Genomic DNA, 15002 nt, shown 5'->3' with positions numbered 1-15002 from the left:
GGCGGGCTGGACGGACGATGGAGAATCTGCAGAGCCGCCTGCTGTCGCACCGGCTGGCATTGGTCATCCGCGATTTCCACCAGCCGGTGATGATCTGGCAGGCGGCGATCCTCATCGGCGCGCTGTGCTTCGCATGGGTGGCCGCGCGCTTCGTGCACGGCCGGATCGACGCGCGCCGCCGGGCGGCCGGACGTGCGCCCGGCGCGGGCGCGCAAAGCCTGAAGCGCGCGTTGTTCCCGCTGTTCGGCGGCCTGTTCGTGGGCGGCGCGCAACTCGCGTTCGACCCGTTCATGTCGACGTCGCTGCTGTCGCTCGCGCTCGTGCCGCTGTTCGGCATCGGGCTGATCTACGTGCTGTTCTTCTTTGCGCGGCGCGTGTTCGCGCGCGACGGCCACACGCATGCATGGCTGTCGATCGTCGAGAAGATCGTGTCGACCGTCGTGTGGGCCGCGATGGTGCTGACCGTGCTCGGCATCCAGCGTGACGTGCTCGGCTGGCTCGACAGCGTGCAGTTCCGCGTCGCCAATGCGCATCTCACGCTGCTGTCGGTGATCTCCGGCGCGCTGTGGGTGTGCGTGACGCTGATGGTCGCGATGTGGCTCGGCTCGGTGCTCGAGGATCGCCTCACACGTGCGAGCACGCTCGACGCGAACCTGAAGGTCGTGCTGTCGCGGGTCGGCCGCGCGCTGCTCGTGTTCGCGGCGATCCTGATCGGGCTGTCGCTGGTCGGCATCGACGTGACCGTGCTCGGCGTGTTCGGCGGCGCGGTGGGTGTCGGCCTCGGTTTCGGGCTGCAGAAGATCGCCAGCAACTACGTGTCGGGCTTCATCATCCTGCTCGACCGCTCGCTGCGGCTCGGCGACGCGATCAGCGTCGGCGGCCTGCAGGGCGTCGTCACGCAGATCCGCACGCGCTACACGGTCGTGCGCGGCCTCGACGGCAACGAGACGCTGATCCCGAACGAAAAGCTGATCACCGACGTCGTGCAGAACCAGTCGTCGTACCTGACGCGCGGCTACGCGAAGGTCGCCGTGCAGGTCGCGTACACGAGTGACGTCGAGCACGCGCTCACGCTGCTCGCCGATGCGGCCAAGGGCGTGCCGCGCGTGCTGGCTGAGCCTGCTCCGACCCCGTATCTGGTGAGTTTCGGAGCGGACGGGATCGACCTGGAGCTCGGTTTCTGGATCGAGGATTCGGCGAAAGGCACGTCCGGCGTGCGTTCGAGCGTGAACCGGAACATCTGGCGCCTGTTCAGCGAGCACGGGATTTCGATTCCGTTCCCGCAGCGCGAAGTGCGCGTCGTCGGGTTGCCCGACGCCTTTCCCGCCACGGGTGTGACGGCCGGCAACGGCGCCGTGGACGGGCACGCACCGGCGGCATGACGCGCGCCGGTCGTCAATCGTACTGACCCCGCGGCCGGAACCGGATCGCGGGCCTTTCCAAGTCCGCCCATGGACTGGGTTTGTTGCGTCAGGGCAAGAAAATGTTCATTTTTTACAAAGACTTGGAACGGTTGAAGTAAAATTCTGGTCTACACGCGGTATGCTTTCATTTTTCTGACGCTCGGCGCGTGCCGGCGTCGCTCTCATCACAGGTAACTGCCTTGTTGAATTCCCTGCTCGATTTTCTTTCCCACGGGCTCCTGCATTTTTCGTGGTGGCAGGTCGCGTTGTTCGCGCTCGCCGTCACGCACGTCACGATCATCGGCGTGACGGTCTACCTGCACCGCTGCCAGGCGCACCGCGCGCTTGAGCTGCATCCGATCGCGAGCCACTTCTTCCGCCTCTGGCTGTGGATGACGACCGGCATGCTGACCGGCCAGTGGGCCGCGATTCACCGCAAGCACCACGCGAAGTGCGAGACCGAGGAAGATCCGCACAGCCCGCAGACGCGCGGCATCTGGAAGGTGTTCCTCGAAGGCGCCGAGCTGTATCGCGCGGAAGCGAAGAACGAAGAGACGATGCGCAAGTTCGGCCACGGCACGCCGAGCGACTGGGTCGAGCGCAATGTCTATTCGAAGTACCCGATTCTCGGCATCAGCCTGATGATGGTGATCGACGTCGCGCTGTTCGGCGTGATCGGCCTGACCGTGTGGGCCGTGCAGATGGTCTGGATTCCGTTCTGGGCGGCTGGCGTCGTCAACGGCTTCGGTCACTTCTGGGGCTATCGCAACTTCAACTCGGCCGACGCGAGCACGAACCTGTTCCCGTGGGGCATCGTGATCGGCGGCGAAGAACTGCACAACAACCACCACACGTTCGCGACGTCGGCGAAGCTGTCGAACAAGTGGTACGAGTTCGACATCGGCTGGATGTACATCCGCATCATGTCGGCGTTCGGTCTCGCGAAGGTGAAGAAGGTCGCGCCGACGCCGCGCCTGAACAAGCCGAAGACGGTGCTCGACCAGGAAACGCTGCAGGCCGTGCTGTCGAACCGCTACGAAGTGATGGCGCGCTACGGCAAGGCCGTGAAGCGTGCGTACCGCCAGGAGCTCGCGCACCTGAAGGAAATCGGCGGCGAGAAGTACCAGATGATGCGCGGCGCGCGCAAGTGGTTCCACAAGGACGCCGACGGCCTCGACGAGCCGCAGAAGAAGCTGCTGCCGGAAATCTTCGCGAACAGCCAGAAGCTGCAAACCTACTTCCAGCTGCGCCAGGATCTCGCCGCGATCTGGGATCGTTCGACCGCATCGCGCGAACAGCTTCTCGCGCAATTGCAGGATTGGTGCCATCGCGCAGAACAAAGCGGCATCAAGGCGCTGCAGGAATTTGCGACGCGCCTGCGCCGCTACGCCTGATTCGAAATCGATTAGAATCTAAGGACGTCAAAAACCCCGCGTTGGCGGGGTTTTTTATTTGGTCCGCCGGTTTTTGAATGGTGGTCGGCAGGGCCGGATTGGTATGAGGCTTGGGGCAACGTGGAAGTGTTGCTCCGGGGCGAACGCAGGGGATGGGATCGGAGTGGGCGCTAAAGCGCTAACTCCGGTCGACCGCGAAGCATGGGACCAGCGTAAGCGCTAAAGCGCTAACGCTGGTCGACAGGAGATATGGAGATGCAATCGACGATCAAACCCGTCGAGTACGACCGGCCCGTTGCAGCAGGGACCGTGTGCGGTGTGGGGCAGGCATGGGCCAAGGTGCCCGATGCACCGTCCGCCGAAGAGCGGGCCGCGCTGAAAGCGCGCATCAGGGCATTGCTCGTGCGTGAAAAGGCCGTGCTGGTCGCGCACTACTACGTCGACGCCGAGTTGCAGGAGCTCGCCGACGAAACCGGCGGCTGTGTCGCCGATTCGCTCGAAATGGCCCGCTTCGGCCGTGACCACGACGCGCAGACGCTGGTCGTCGCCGGCGTGCGCTTCATGGGCGAAACCGCGAAGATCCTGAGCCCGAACAAACGCATCCTGATGCCCGATCTCGACGCGACCTGCTCGCTCGACCTCGGCTGCCCCGTCGACGAATTCTCGGCGTTCTGCGATGCGCATCCCGACCGTACCGTCGTCGTCTACGCGAATACCAGCGCCGCCGTGAAGGCGCGCGCGGACTGGATGGTCACGTCGTCGATCGGCCTCGAGATCGTGGCCGACCTGCACGCGCGCGGCGAGAAGATCATCTGGGCGCCGGATCGCCATCTCGGCAGCTACATCCAGAAGAAAACCGGCGCGGACATGCTGCTGTGGCAAGGCTCGTGCCTCGTTCACGACGAATTCAAGGGCATCGAACTCGACCTGCTGCGCGCCGAGTATCCGGACGCGAAGGTGCTCGTCCACCCGGAATCGCCGGAAAACGTCGTCGCGCAGGCCGATGTGGTCGGCTCGACCACACAGCTGATCGACGCAGCGGTCAAGCTCGACGCGACGCATTTCATCGTCGCGACCGATCTCGGCATCCTGCACAAGATGCAGCTTGCGGCACCCGGCAAGACCTTCATCGCCGCGCCGACCGCCGGCAACAGCGCCACCTGCAAGAGCTGCGCGCACTGCCCGTGGATGGCGATGAACGGCCTCGCGAACCTGGCCGACGTGCTCGAACGCGGTCACAACGAGATCTTCGTCGATCCCGCGATCGGCGAGCGCGCACGCCTGCCGATCGACCGGATGCTCGATTTCGCAGCCGCGCACAAGAAGCGCGTGCAGGCGAGCGGCGATCTGCAGCGTGACCAGCAACTGTTCGCGAACGTGGGGGCTGCGTAATGAATAGCCCCCACGCTCACATTCGTTCACTGCCCCCCGAGGGGGCGGCCACCTTCCTTGGGGGCGGCCCGGCGGAAGGCGGCGCGAGTTCCGCAGTATCCCCGCTCTTCAACATCGTCCGCGAGCAGTACGGCGCGGCATTCGACGATGCGATCGCGCGCAATGTGGCCGATGCGATCGCGGAAGACGTCGGCACCGGCGACCAGACCGGGCGGCTCGTACCGGCCGGCGAACGTCGCCGTGCTCGCATCATCGTGCGCGAGGAAGCCGTGCTGTGCGGCGTGCCGTGGTTCGAGGCCGTGATTGCCCGGATCGACCCGGCGATCGTCGTGCAGTGGCGTTATCGCGAAGGCGATCGTATGTCGCCCGATTCGACCGTCTGCGAACTCGAAGGGCCGGCGCGCGCGCTGCTGACGGCCGAGCGCAACGGGCTGAACTTCCTGCAACTGCTGTCGGGCGTCGCGACCGCGACGCGTCGTTACGTCGATCGCGTCGAAGGCACGCGCGCGAAGATCCTCGATACGCGCAAGACGCTGCCGGGCCTGCGGCTCGCGCAAAAGTATGCGGTGCGCGTCGGCGGCGGCGAGAACCAGCGTCTCGCGCTGTACGACGGCATCCTGATCAAGGAAAACCACATCGCGGCGGCAGGCGGTGTCGGCGAGGCGCTCGACGCGGCATTTGCGCTGGAGTCGGGTGTGCCCGTGCAGGTCGAAGTCGAGACGCTTGCACAACTCGATACGGCGCTCGCACATCGCGCGCAGTCAGTGCTGCTCGACAACTTCACGCTCGACATGATGCGTGAAGCGGTGCGCGTGGCGAACGGCAAGGCCGTGCTCGAAGTGTCGGGCGGCGTCAATTTCGATACGGTGCGTGCGTTCGCGGAAACGGGGGTCGATCGCATCTCGATCGGCGCGCTGACGAAGGACGTGCGCGCGACCGACTATTCGATGCGGATCGTCGACTGACCGAACGCCTTCGATCAGACAAAAAAGCCGTTGGCGCGCAAACGCCAACGGCTTTTTTCCTGTGCGGCCGCAGCCGGGAAGGGCGCGCCGCTCAGCGACGCGCGCGCGGCGTGAGCACGCTCGGCAGCGCCTTCGGCAGCGAGTTCGGCCAGTCGCGGCTGTAGTGGAGCCCGCGGCTTTCGCGGCGCGAGTGCGCGCTCTTCACGATCAGCGTCGCCACGTCGACGAGGTTGCGCAGTTCGAGCAGGTCGCGCGTCACGCGGAAGTTCGCGTAGTACTCCTGGATCTCGTCGCGCAGCAGCGACAGCCGGTGCTTCGCGCGTTCGAGGCGCTTGTCGGTACGCACGATGCCGACGTAGTTCCACATCAGGCGGCGCAGCTCGTCCCAGTTGTGCGCGACGACGACTTCCTCGTCCGCATCCGACACGCGGCTTTCGTCCCACGCGGGCAGCGTGGCCGGCGTTTCGGCATCGAAGCCGGCCGCTTCGATCGCCTCGGCCGCCGCGCGGCCGATCACGAGGCATTCGAGCAGCGAGTTGCTCGCGAGCCGGTTCGCGCCGTGGAGCCCCGTGTACGACGTTTCGCCGACCGCATACAGGCCCGCGAGATCGGTGCGCCCGGCGAGGTCGGTGACGACGCCGCCGCACGTGTAGTGTGCGGCCGGCACGACGGGAATCGGCTCTTTCGCGATGTCGATGCCGAATTCGAGGCAGCGCGCGTGGATCGTCGGGAAGTGTTCGCGCAGGAACGCTTCCGGCTGGTGGCTGATGTCGAGATACACGCAGTCGATCCCGCGCTTCTTGATCTCGAAGTCGATCGCGCGCGCGACGATGTCGCGCGGCGCGAGTTCGGCGCGCGGATCGTGCGCGGGCATGAAGCGCGTGCCGTCGGGCAGCTTCAGCAGGCCGCCTTCGCCGCGCACGGCTTCGGAAATCAGGAACGACTTCGCATACGGATGGAACAGGCAGGTCGGGTGGAACTGGATGAATTCCATGTTCGACACGCGGCAACCTGCGCGCCACGCCATCGCGATGCCGTCGCCGGTCGCGGTGTCGGGGTTCGTCGTGTACAGGTAGACCTTGCCGGCGCCGCCCGTTGCGAGCACCGTATGCGGCGCCTCGATCGTGATCGTGCGGTCGTTGTCGACGTCGAGCGCGTACAGGCCGTGACAGCGGCGGCCGGGCAGGCCGAGCCGGTCCGACGTGATCAGGTCGATCGCGTGGTGGTTTTCGAAGAACGTGATGTTCGGATGCTGGCGTGCACGGGCCGACAGCGTGGCGAGCACCGCATGGCCGGTCGCGTCGGCCGCGTGGATGATCCGGCGGTGGCTGTGGCCGCCTTCACGCGTGAGGTGGAAGCCGAGCTCGGCCGCGTCGTCCTTCGTGAACGGCACGCCCTGCGAGATCAGCCATTCGATCGCTTCGCGGCCGTGCTCGACGATATAGCGCGTCGCGCCTTCGTCGCACAAGCCGCCACCGGCGACCAGCGTGTCGTCGACGTGGTTCTCGATGCTGTCCGCCGAATCGAGGACTGCCGCGATGCCGCCTTGCGCGTTATCGCTCGCGCCCTCCATCATCGACCGTTTCGCAATCAGCGCGACACGTCGCGTGCTGGCCAGGTTGAGTGCGACCGACAGCCCTGCCAGGCCGCTGCCGACGATCGCCACGTCGAATTTCATGCTGCATCTCCATCGTTACGCTTTTGATCTTGTGCGTTCCGGCAGCCGTGGCCGCGGAAAGGGGAGAGCATACCGCGTCGCGCCGGAGCGTGCGCGCAAAACAAAAAGCCCCGCATGTGCGGGGCTTTTCGGTCGCCGTCAGGCTAGCAGAAACCGGAGATTACTTGATCTTGGTTTCTTTGTATTCCACATGCTTGCGGACGACGGGATCGAACTTCTTGATCGCCATCTTTTCCGGCATGTTGCGCTTGTTCTTCGTGGTCGTGTAGAAGTGACCCGTACCAGCGGTCGACTCGAGCTTGATCTTGTCGCGTGCGCCTTTTGCCATGATTGTGCTCCTTGGGCTTAGGCTTCGCCGCGTGCGCGCAGGTCAGCGAGCACGGAATCGATGCCGTTCTTGTCGATCAGGCGCAGGCCGGCGTTCGAGACGCGCAGGCGCACCCAGCGGTTTTCGCTCTCTACCCAGAACCGGCGGTTTTGCAGGTTCGGCAGGAAGCGGCGCTTCGTCTTGTTGTTGGCGTGGGAAACGTTGTTGCCGCTCATCGGCGCTTTCCCAGTTACTTGGCATACGCGTGCCATGAGAGCACTCCTAATACGCTAAATTCGGGGTTCGATCGCCGATGAAGGTTCCATCGTACCGCCACGTGATCCATGGCTGCACTCAGAACGCCGAAGCCCTTACAGACAAGGCCCTTCGATGGCTAGAACTGGTTGGAAAAAAGACAGACGGCGATTCTAGCAGAAAAAGTTCAGAAAAATCAAACCTAATTTCGCATCACCGTTGCGGCGCCGTTGGGCGGGCCGCAACCGCACAGTCTACATCCAACCGGCCCGTGCGAACGAAAAAGTATCACTGGTGCCGATCACGACGTGATCGAGCAGCCTGACATCGACGAGCGCGAGCGCGTCGTGCAGCACGCGGGTCAGGCGGCGATCTTCCGCGCTCGGCTGCACCGCGCCCGACGGATGGTTATGGGCAACGATCAGTGCCGCGGCGTTGTATGCGATCGCGCGGCGCACGATCTCGCGCGGGTAGACGGCCATGCGCGTCAGCGAGCCGCGCGTGATTTCCTCCATGTCGATCAGGCTGTGGCGCGCGTCGAGGTAGACCGCGGCGAACACTTCGTACGGACGCGCGCCGATCTTCAGCCGCAGATAGTCCTCGACCGCGCCGGGCGAATCGATCGGCTGCTTCTCGTGCGCTTTCTCCTTCAGCATGCGACGCGCGATCTCGATGACGGCGACCAGCCGCGCGGCGCGCGCGGGGCCGATGCCGGGGTGTGCCTCGAAATCGTCGGTGGTCGCCTCGAGCAACCCGTGCAACGACTTGAACTGCTTGACCAGGGCGCGGGCGGTGGTGAACACGTCGTGCCCGGGCTTGCCCGTGCCGAGCAGCAGGGCGACCAGTTCGTCGTCGGTCAGCGCCGCCGGCCCGCGCTCCAGCAGTCGCTCGCGTGGCCGCTCGGGCCGCCAGCCGCGCAGGCGGTGCTTGCGCCGGTGGATCGGGATGACGCGGCCGGGCGGATCGGCCGGCAGATCGGTGCTGTCGCGGCATTCGACTGGCGGCAAGGCTGGGCAGGGTGACAGCATGCTTGAAACTCCATTGGCGGCGGGCAGTGTGCGCGACGTCGTCGCACTTTCCGCCTTGCGCGCTCAGGTGACTTACAATATTGGTTTTGCGCCGGGCCTTTCGGCCGTATCGGGCGCCGACTGAACGAGTAATTCATGAGCCTCATCGATCTATCCGAAGTGAAGCCCGGTTCCCACGTCACGTTGCATTACCGGCTGGCACTCGCCGACGGCGCCGATATCGTCAACACCTTCACCGACAAGCCGGCCACGCTGCTGCTCGGCGCGGGGCAACTGGCGCCGTCGCTGGAACAGATTCTGATCGGCCTCAGGGTCGGCGACCATTCGACTTTTCAGCTAGCCCCCGAACAGGGGTTCGGTCCCCGGAATCCCGACATGCTCCAGCGCGTGACGCTGTCGACGCTGCGCGAGAACGGGATGGTCGGCGACGATTTCACGCCGGGCGAGCTGATCGAGTTCAACGCGCCGGACGGCGGCCGATACGCGGGGGTGCTGAAGGAAGTCAGCGAAACCTCGGCACTGTTCGACTTCAATCATCCGCTCGCGGGCCAAGCGCTCACGTTCGAAGTGAAAATCATCGGAATCCTGTAATCATGAGCACCACCGATACGCTGTCCGGGCAGACCGTCGCCGCCGATGCCGAAATCCTGCTGGCCCAGCCGCGCGGTTTCTGCGCGGGCGTCGATCGCGCGATCGAGATCGTCGAGCGCGCCATCGCGATGCACGGTGCGCCGATCTACGTCCGTCACGAGATCGTCCACAACAAGTACGTGGTCGAGGATCTGAAGAAGAAAGGCGCGATCTTCGTCGAGGAACTCGAGGAAGTGCCGGCCGGCAATACCGTGATCTTCAGCGCGCACGGCGTGTCGAAGGCCGTGCGCGACGAGGCCGACGTGCGCGGGTTGCGCATTTACGACGCAACCTGCCCGCTCGTCACGAAGGTGCACGTCGAAGTGGCGAAGATGCGCCAGGACGGCGTCGACATCGTCATGATCGGGCACAAGGGCCATCCGGAAGTCGAAGGCACGATGGGGCAGGTCGAGCGCGGCATGCATCTCGTCGAGAGCGTCGAGGACGTGCAGAAGCTCGAGCTCGCCGATCCCGAACGCATCGCGCTCGTCACGCAGACGACGCTGTCCGTCGACGATGCAGCCGAGATCATCGGCGCGTTGAAGGCCAAGTATCCGAAGATCCGCGAGCCGAAGAAGCAGGACATCTGCTACGCGACGCAGAACCGCCAGGACGCCGTGAAGTTCATGGCGCCGCAGTGCGATGTCGTGATCGTCGTCGGCAGCCCGAACAGCTCGAATTCGAGCCGCCTGCGTGAAGTGGCCGAGAAGCGCGGCGTGGACGCGTACATGGTCGATGCACCCGACCAGATCGATCCGGCATGGGTCGCAGGCAAGCGTCGCATCGGCGTGACGGCCGGCGCGTCGGCCCCCGAAGTGCTCGCCCAGGCCGTGATCGCACGGCTGCGCGAACTCGGTGTGCGCAATGTGCGCGCGCTCGACGGCATCGAGGAAAACGTGTCGTTTCCGCTGCCGCGCGGGTTGAACCTGCCGCCCGCCGCCTGATTGCCGCATCGCACCCGCGGAACACCGAAGCGCGCCTGACGGCGCGCTTTTTTTTGCCCGTCGAAATCGCAATCGCAACCATTATTCGGATCAATGGTGCAACCGGGTTGCTCTGCGCGCTTCCAAGCGTCTCTCAAAATTGGTTGCAATGCAGGAAAACCCCATCGAATCAGGATTATTGGCGTCCTATAAATGGAGTTACAATGCGCCCGTTTTCAGGCCTGAATGGCTTTGAAATCGGATTTTGGCAAGGCGCGGGAGACCACTCGATGCATGTGAAGTTGGCTTACGCCATGTCCGTCGCCGCACCGGTTGCAATGCTTGCCGGCTGCAGCAAAAAGAGCGACGACGAGGCGGGGAGGGAGGCTGCGGCGTTCGCGGCACCGCCGGCCAGCGGCGTGCGCGTCGCCGGAACCGGTCGTGCGGCACCGTTCGCGTGCCGCACCGCGCAATTGGGCAAGGACAAGGAAAACGGGGCACGTTTGGCGATCGAGGAAATCAACGCGCTTGGCCTGGCGAACGGCCAGGCAGCGGGCACGCAGGTTGCAGCACAGCAGGCCGCCGGTCGTGGCGTGACAGCGACCGTGCGCGCCGATCGACGCAGGCCGGCCCGGGTGCCCGGCGATGCGGGCAGCGTGCCGATGTCGCCGGTCCCCTTTCATTTCGATTCGACGAAACAGCGCGTTGCCGCGAGCAATGAGGTCGCGGCGCGCGGTCTGGTTCGTACGATGGATTCCGACGCAGTCCTGACGAATGTCGGGCGCGGCGTTCGCGGTGCCTCGCGAGGCACCGGGGCACGGAATCCAATCCGCCCGGGTGCGGGGCTTGCCTCGCACCGGACGGGACAAGGCACGGATGCCGGGCAACCGGACGATGGCCGTCTCGGCATGCTGCCCTACGACTTCAAGGAGGCCACGAACACCGTCCTCGATGTCGTGACGATTTAGCGACGGGACTCATGACGGCACCGGAACAGTGCGGTGCCGTTTTTGTATCCGCTCCGGCGGCAGGTCCGGCCGTACAGGCCGGGCGGCGCGCGCCGGGACGATCCACCCTTACCGGTATCGACTAGTACCCGCAGTGTCGCCGAGAAGGCGCGATTCCTCGCTTACCCGCGGGGCGCAACGTCCTCCGGCAGCACGGGCCAAGGAGCTTTAAATGGATATTTTCGTCCAGCAGGTTCTCAACGGGCTGGTGCTCGGCAGTGTCTACGCCATCATCGCGTTGGGTTACACGATGGTGTACGGCATTCTCGGCATCATCAACTTCGCGCATGGCGACGTGCTGATGATCGGCGCGATGGTCGCCCTGTCGGCCATCACCGTGCTGCAGAACCATTTCCCCGGACTCGGCAACGTCGCAACGCTGACGATCGGCCTGGGCATCGCCGCAGTCGTCTGTGCATTCGTCGGCTTCACGATCGAACGGGTCGCCTACCGGCCGCTGCGTCGCGCTCCGCGCCTCGCCCCGCTGATCACCGCGATCGGCGTGTCGATCCTGCTGCAGACCGCTGCGATGATCATCTGGTCGCGCAACCCGCTGCCGTTCCCGCAATTGCTGCCGACCGATCCGATCAACGTGATCAAGGCCACCGACACGACGCCCGGCGCCGTGATCTCGGTGACTGAAATCGTGATCATCGCGGTGGCGTTCATCGTGATGGGCGGCCTGCTGCTGCTCGTGCACAAGACCAAGCTCGGCCGCGCGATGCGCGCGATCGCCGAAAGCCCGAACACCGCGAGCCTGATGGGCGTGAACCCGAACTTCGTGATCTCGGCGACGTTCATGATCGGCTCCGCGCTCGCCGCGCTGGCCGGCGTAATGATCGCATCCGAATACGGCAACGTGCACTTCTACATGGGCTTCATCCCCGGCATGAAGGCATTCACGGCCGCGGTGCTGGGCGGGATCGGCAACCTCGGCGGCGCGATGGTCGGCGGCGTGCTGCTCGGCCTGATCGAGCAGCTCGGGGCCGGCTACATCGGCAACCTCACGGGCGGCGTATTCGGCAGTAACTACCAGGACGTGTTCGCCTTCATCGTGCTGATCATCGTGCTGGTGTTCCGTCCGTCCGGCCTGCTGGGCGAACGTGTCGCGGATCGCGCGTAACGGAAGGGAGCAAACAACATGACATCCATTCAACCGATCGAATCCTCGACGTCGCTCGTCGAAGAGCGCAACACCACCAAGACGGTCATCATCGGCCTCCTGACCGCGGTCTTCGTGATCGCGGCGCCGATCATCATCGGCTCGGCCGGCGGCAACTACTGGGTCCGCGTGCTCGACTTCGCGATGCTGTACGTGATGCTCGCGCTGGGCCTGAACGTGGTGGTCGGCTTCGCCGGCCTGCTCGACCTGGGTTACATCGCGTTCTACGCGGTGGGTGCGTACACGGCGGCATTGTTGAGCTCGCCGCACCTGACCTCGCAATTCGAGTGGATCGCGGCGCTCGCGCCGAACGGGCTGCACATCCCGTTCCTGATCATCGTACCGATCGCGATGGCGCTGGCGGCGACCTTCGGGATCCTGCTCGGCGCGCCGACGCTGCGCCTGCGCGGCGACTACCTGGCGATCGTGACGCTCGGCTTCGGTGAAATCGTCCGGATCTTCATGAACAACCTCGACCGTCCGGTGAACATCACCAACGGGCCGAAGGGGATCACGGGCATCGATCCGGTGCACATCGGCGACTTCAGCCTCGCGCAGACGCACTCGCTGTTCGGGATCCAGCTGCCGTCGGTCTACATGTACTACTACCTGTTCGTGCTGTGCTCGCTGCTGGTGATCTGGGTGTGTACGCGCCTGCAGCACTCGCGTATCGGTCGCGCATGGGCGGCGATCCGCGAAGACGAGATCGCGGCGAAGGCGATGGGCATCAACACCCGCAACGTGAAGCTGCTCGCATTCGCGATGGGTGCGTCGTTCGGCGGCCTGTCGGGTGCGATGTTCGGGTCGTTCCAGGGCTTCGTGTCGCCGGAATCGTTCACGTTCTGGGAATCGATCGTCGTGCTGGCCTGCGTGGTGCTCGGCGGCATGGGCCACATCCCGGGCGTGATCCTGGGCGCGGTACTGCTCGCGATCTTCCCGGAATTCCTGCGCTCGACGATGAGCCCGCTGCAGCACGCGCTGTTCGGTCATGACATCGTCGATACGGAAGTGATCCGTCAGGCGCTGTACGGCCTCGCGATGGTCGTCATCATGCTGTATCGCTCGGAAGGCCTGTGGCCCGCGCCGAAGCATGAGGACAAGATCGCGAAACTGGCGAAGCGCGCCAGCAAGAAGCCGGTGCGCGCTTAATCGACGGACAAGGGGATACACACATGAGCGACAAACAAATCCGACTGTCCGTGCAGGGCGTGAACAAGCGCTTCGGCGGCCTGCAGGCGCTGTCCGATGTCGGTCTGCAGATCAGGGAAGGCGAGATCTACGGCCTGATCGGCCCGAACGGCGCCGGCAAGACGACGTTCTTCAACGTGATCACGGGCCTCTACACGCCGGACTCCGGCGAGTTCAAGCTCGACGGCACGGAATACAAGCCGACCGCGGTGCATCAGGTCGCGAAGACGGGCATCGCGCGCACGTTCCAGAACATCCGCCTGTTCGGCGGGATGACGGCGCTCGAGAACGTGATGGTGGGCCGCCACGTGCGCACCAAGCACGGGCTGCTCGGCGCGGTGTTCCAGACGCCGGCCGAACGCCAGGAAGAGCGCGAGATCAAGGAGCGCGCGATCGAGCTGCTCGAATACGTCGGCGTGCTGCAGTACGCGGACTACACGTCGCGCAACCTGTCGTACGGCCACCAGCGCCGCCTCGAGATCGCGCGCGCGCTGGCCACCGACCCGAAGCTGCTCGCGCTCGACGAGCCGGCGGCCGGGATGAACGCGACCGAGAAGGTCGAACTCACGCGCCTGCTCGACAAGATCCGCTCGGACGGCCGCACGATTCTCCTGATCGAGCACGACGTGAAGCTCGTGATGGGGCTGTGCAACCGGATGACGGTGCTCGATTACGGCAAGGTGATCGCCGAGGGTCTGCCGCAGGACGTGCAGAAGAATCCGAAGGTGATTGAGGCATATCTCGGCGCAGGGGTGCACTGATGGCAGCGGCAATGTTGAAAATCAAGGGCTTGCAGGTCAACTACGGCGGCATCCAGGCCGTCAAGGGCGTTGACATGGAAGTCCGTCAGGGCGAGCTCGTGACGCTGATCGGCGCGAACGGCGCGGGCAAGACCACGACGATGAAGGCGATCACGGGTCTGAAGGCGTATTCGGCCGGCGACATCGAGTACGAGGGCAAGTCGATCAAGGGCATCCCGACGCACGAGTTGCTCAAGCGCGGCCTCGCGATGGTGCCGGAAGGCCGCGGGATCTTCGCGCGGATGTCGATCGTCGAGAACATGCAGATGGGCGCGTACCTGCGCAACGACGGCGAGCAGATCAAGAAGGACGTCGACCGCATGTTCGGCTTCTTCCCGCGCCTGAAGGAGCGTGCGACGCAGCTCGCGGGCACGCTTTCGGGCGGCGAGCAGCAGATGCTGGCGATGTCGCGCGCGATCCTCTCGAAGCCGAAGCTGCTGCTGCTCGACGAGCCGTCGATGGGCCTGTCGCCGATCATGGTCGAGAAGATCTTCGAAGTGGTGCGTGAAATCTCGAAGGAGGGCATCACGGTGCTGCTCGTCGAGCAGAACGCGCGCCTCGCGCTGCAGGCGGCCGACCGTGGCTACGTGATGGACTCGGGCACGGTCACGATGGAAGGCGATGCGAAGCAGATGCTCGACGATCCGAAGGTGCGTGCCGCGTACCTGGGTGAATGAGTGAGTGAATGAGCGGGCCCGGTGGCGCGCGGCGGCAGATGCCGGCCGCGTCGCACACGGGCTTTCGAAAGGCTGTCACGGGATGCCGTGACAGCCTTTTTTTTCGTGTGATGCGATTCCGGCCGAACTTGTGCATGCGGGCGCGACTCCATTCGACTGTCGCGCCGCGCACGCGGCGCGGGAACGATGGGGG

The 15002-nt window shown here is 64.9% G+C and carries 16 protein-coding genes; 12 read left to right on the top strand and 4 right to left on the bottom strand.

Annotation, left to right across the window (positions count from 1 at the left end; genetic code table 11):
- The first annotated feature begins 17 nt into the window (after positions 1–17).
- The 4 genes from CFB40_RS13730 (at position 18) to nadC (ending at position 5154) form a co-directional block, all read left to right on the top strand.
- Entirely contained in the window at positions 18–1382 is a 1365-nt protein-coding gene (locus tag CFB40_RS13730; RefSeq protein ID WP_089431601.1) for a mechanosensitive ion channel family protein, read from the top strand.
- A gap of 221 nt (positions 1383–1603) precedes the next feature.
- A complete protein-coding gene (locus CFB40_RS13725) occupies positions 1604–2797 on the top strand; it encodes a DesA family fatty acid desaturase (protein WP_089426146.1) in 1194 nt (397 codons plus the stop codon).
- 255 nt (positions 2798–3052) lie between these two features.
- Positions 3053–4189 carry a quinolinate synthase NadA gene (gene nadA, locus CFB40_RS13720; RefSeq protein ID WP_089431880.1) on the top strand — a complete coding sequence of 379 codons (1137 nt, stop codon included), beginning with the start codon at positions 3053–3055 and terminating at the stop codon, positions 4187–4189.
- Positions 4189–5154: a carboxylating nicotinate-nucleotide diphosphorylase gene (gene nadC / locus CFB40_RS13715; RefSeq protein WP_254600335.1), complete on the top strand. Its 966-nt coding sequence runs from the start codon at positions 4189–4191 to the stop codon at positions 5152–5154. The genes nadA and nadC overlap by 1 nt, the downstream gene beginning before the upstream one ends.
- 91 nt (positions 5155–5245) lie before the next feature.
- On the opposite strand, the gene nadB is transcribed toward nadC, so the two are convergent.
- From nadB to radC, 4 genes are all read right to left on the bottom strand, one after another.
- Positions 5246–6832: an L-aspartate oxidase gene (nadB, locus tag CFB40_RS13710; protein WP_046544591.1), complete on the bottom strand. Its 1587-nt coding sequence runs from the start codon at positions 6830–6832 to the stop codon at positions 5246–5248.
- Positions 6833–6992: 160 nt separating this feature from the next.
- Positions 6993–7160, bottom strand: a complete 168-nt coding sequence (rpmG, locus tag CFB40_RS13705; protein ID WP_006478046.1) for a 50S ribosomal protein L33 — start codon at positions 7158–7160, stop codon at positions 6993–6995.
- 17 nt (positions 7161–7177) lie between these two features.
- Positions 7178–7411: a 50S ribosomal protein L28 gene (gene rpmB / locus CFB40_RS13700; RefSeq protein WP_004186391.1), complete on the bottom strand. Its 234-nt coding sequence runs from the start codon at positions 7409–7411 to the stop codon at positions 7178–7180.
- Positions 7412–7648: 237 nt separating this feature from the next.
- Positions 7649–8422 (bottom strand): RadC family protein, encoded by a 774-nt coding sequence (gene radC / locus CFB40_RS13695; RefSeq protein ID WP_089431600.1) that lies wholly within the window; start codon positions 8420–8422, stop codon positions 7649–7651.
- Here radC and CFB40_RS39070 point away from each other — a divergent pair.
- From CFB40_RS39070 to CFB40_RS13660, 8 genes are all read left to right on the top strand, one after another.
- The gene (locus CFB40_RS39070; RefSeq protein ID WP_256093565.1) at positions 8421–8546 is read left to right on the top strand and encodes a hypothetical protein; all 126 of its coding nucleotides are present in this window, start codon (positions 8421–8423) and stop codon (positions 8544–8546) included. The genes radC and CFB40_RS39070 overlap by 2 nt on opposite strands.
- Positions 8547–8557: 11 nt before the next feature.
- Positions 8558–9013: an FKBP-type peptidyl-prolyl cis-trans isomerase gene (locus tag CFB40_RS13690; protein ID WP_046544593.1), complete on the top strand. Its 456-nt coding sequence runs from the start codon at positions 8558–8560 to the stop codon at positions 9011–9013.
- 2 nt (positions 9014–9015) lie between these two features.
- Positions 9016–9996: a 4-hydroxy-3-methylbut-2-enyl diphosphate reductase gene (gene ispH, locus CFB40_RS13685; protein ID WP_011352949.1), complete on the top strand. Its 981-nt coding sequence runs from the start codon at positions 9016–9018 to the stop codon at positions 9994–9996.
- A 203-nt stretch (positions 9997–10199) separates the two neighbouring features.
- On the top strand, positions 10200–10943 hold the full coding sequence (locus CFB40_RS13680; RefSeq protein WP_174975958.1) for an amino acid-binding protein: 744 nt from the start codon (positions 10200–10202) through the stop codon (positions 10941–10943).
- A 211-nt stretch (positions 10944–11154) separates the two neighbouring features.
- Positions 11155–12105, top strand: coding sequence for a branched-chain amino acid ABC transporter permease (locus CFB40_RS13675; RefSeq protein ID WP_006488946.1), 951 nt, complete (start codon positions 11155–11157; stop codon positions 12103–12105).
- Positions 12106–12123: 18 nt separating this feature from the next.
- Complete coding sequence (locus CFB40_RS13670; protein ID WP_046544596.1) at positions 12124–13293, top strand: ABC transporter permease subunit; 1170 nt, start codon at positions 12124–12126, stop codon at positions 13291–13293.
- Between the two features lie 23 nt (positions 13294–13316).
- Entirely contained in the window at positions 13317–14093 is a 777-nt protein-coding gene (locus CFB40_RS13665) for an ABC transporter ATP-binding protein (RefSeq protein WP_069248652.1), read from the top strand.
- Positions 14093–14809 (top strand): ABC transporter ATP-binding protein, encoded by a 717-nt coding sequence (locus CFB40_RS13660; protein ID WP_089426143.1) that lies wholly within the window; start codon positions 14093–14095, stop codon positions 14807–14809. The genes CFB40_RS13665 and CFB40_RS13660 overlap by 1 nt, the downstream gene beginning before the upstream one ends.
- The last annotated feature ends 193 nt before the right edge of the window (positions 14810–15002 follow it).

This window comes from Burkholderia sp. AU31652 (genome assembly GCF_002223155.1).
In the GTDB taxonomy this organism is placed as follows: domain Bacteria; phylum Pseudomonadota; class Gammaproteobacteria; order Burkholderiales; family Burkholderiaceae; genus Burkholderia.
Note: the sequence above shows the minus strand (reverse complement) of the source record. Positions and strands in the feature narration are given on the sequence as shown.

Excerpts from the sequence above, each read along its gene's own strand:
- nadA (WP_089431880.1), top strand. The coding sequence starts at position 3,053 with ATGCAATCGACGATCAAACCCGTCGAGTACGACCGGCCCGTTGCAGCA.
- CFB40_RS13690 (WP_046544593.1), top strand. The coding sequence starts at position 8,558 with ATGAGCCTCATCGATCTATCCGAAGTGAAGCCCGGTTCCCACGTCACG.
- CFB40_RS13670 (WP_046544596.1), top strand. The coding sequence starts at position 12,124 with ATGACATCCATTCAACCGATCGAATCCTCGACGTCGCTCGTCGAAGAG.
- CFB40_RS13680 (WP_174975958.1), top strand. The coding sequence starts at position 10,200 with ATGCGCCCGTTTTCAGGCCTGAATGGCTTTGAAATCGGATTTTGGCAA.
- nadB (WP_046544591.1), bottom strand. The coding sequence starts at position 6,832 with ATGAAATTCGACGTGGCGATCGTCGGCAGCGGCCTGGCAGGGCTGTCG.
- rpmB (WP_004186391.1), bottom strand. The coding sequence starts at position 7,411 with ATGGCACGCGTATGCCAAGTAACTGGGAAAGCGCCGATGAGCGGCAAC.
- ispH (WP_011352949.1), top strand. The coding sequence starts at position 9,016 with ATGAGCACCACCGATACGCTGTCCGGGCAGACCGTCGCCGCCGATGCC.
- CFB40_RS13660 (WP_089426143.1), top strand. The coding sequence starts at position 14,093 with ATGGCAGCGGCAATGTTGAAAATCAAGGGCTTGCAGGTCAACTACGGC.
- CFB40_RS39070 (WP_256093565.1), top strand. The coding sequence starts at position 8,421 with ATGCTTGAAACTCCATTGGCGGCGGGCAGTGTGCGCGACGTCGTCGCA.
- radC (WP_089431600.1), bottom strand. The coding sequence starts at position 8,422 with ATGCTGTCACCCTGCCCAGCCTTGCCGCCAGTCGAATGCCGCGACAGC.
- CFB40_RS13665 (WP_069248652.1), top strand. The coding sequence starts at position 13,317 with ATGAGCGACAAACAAATCCGACTGTCCGTGCAGGGCGTGAACAAGCGC.
- rpmG (WP_006478046.1), bottom strand. The coding sequence starts at position 7,160 with ATGGCAAAAGGCGCACGCGACAAGATCAAGCTCGAGTCGACCGCTGGT.
- CFB40_RS13730 (WP_089431601.1), top strand. The coding sequence starts at position 18 with ATGGAGAATCTGCAGAGCCGCCTGCTGTCGCACCGGCTGGCATTGGTC.
- CFB40_RS13675 (WP_006488946.1), top strand. The coding sequence starts at position 11,155 with ATGGATATTTTCGTCCAGCAGGTTCTCAACGGGCTGGTGCTCGGCAGT.
- nadC (WP_254600335.1), top strand. The coding sequence starts at position 4,189 with ATGAATAGCCCCCACGCTCACATTCGTTCACTGCCCCCCGAGGGGGCG.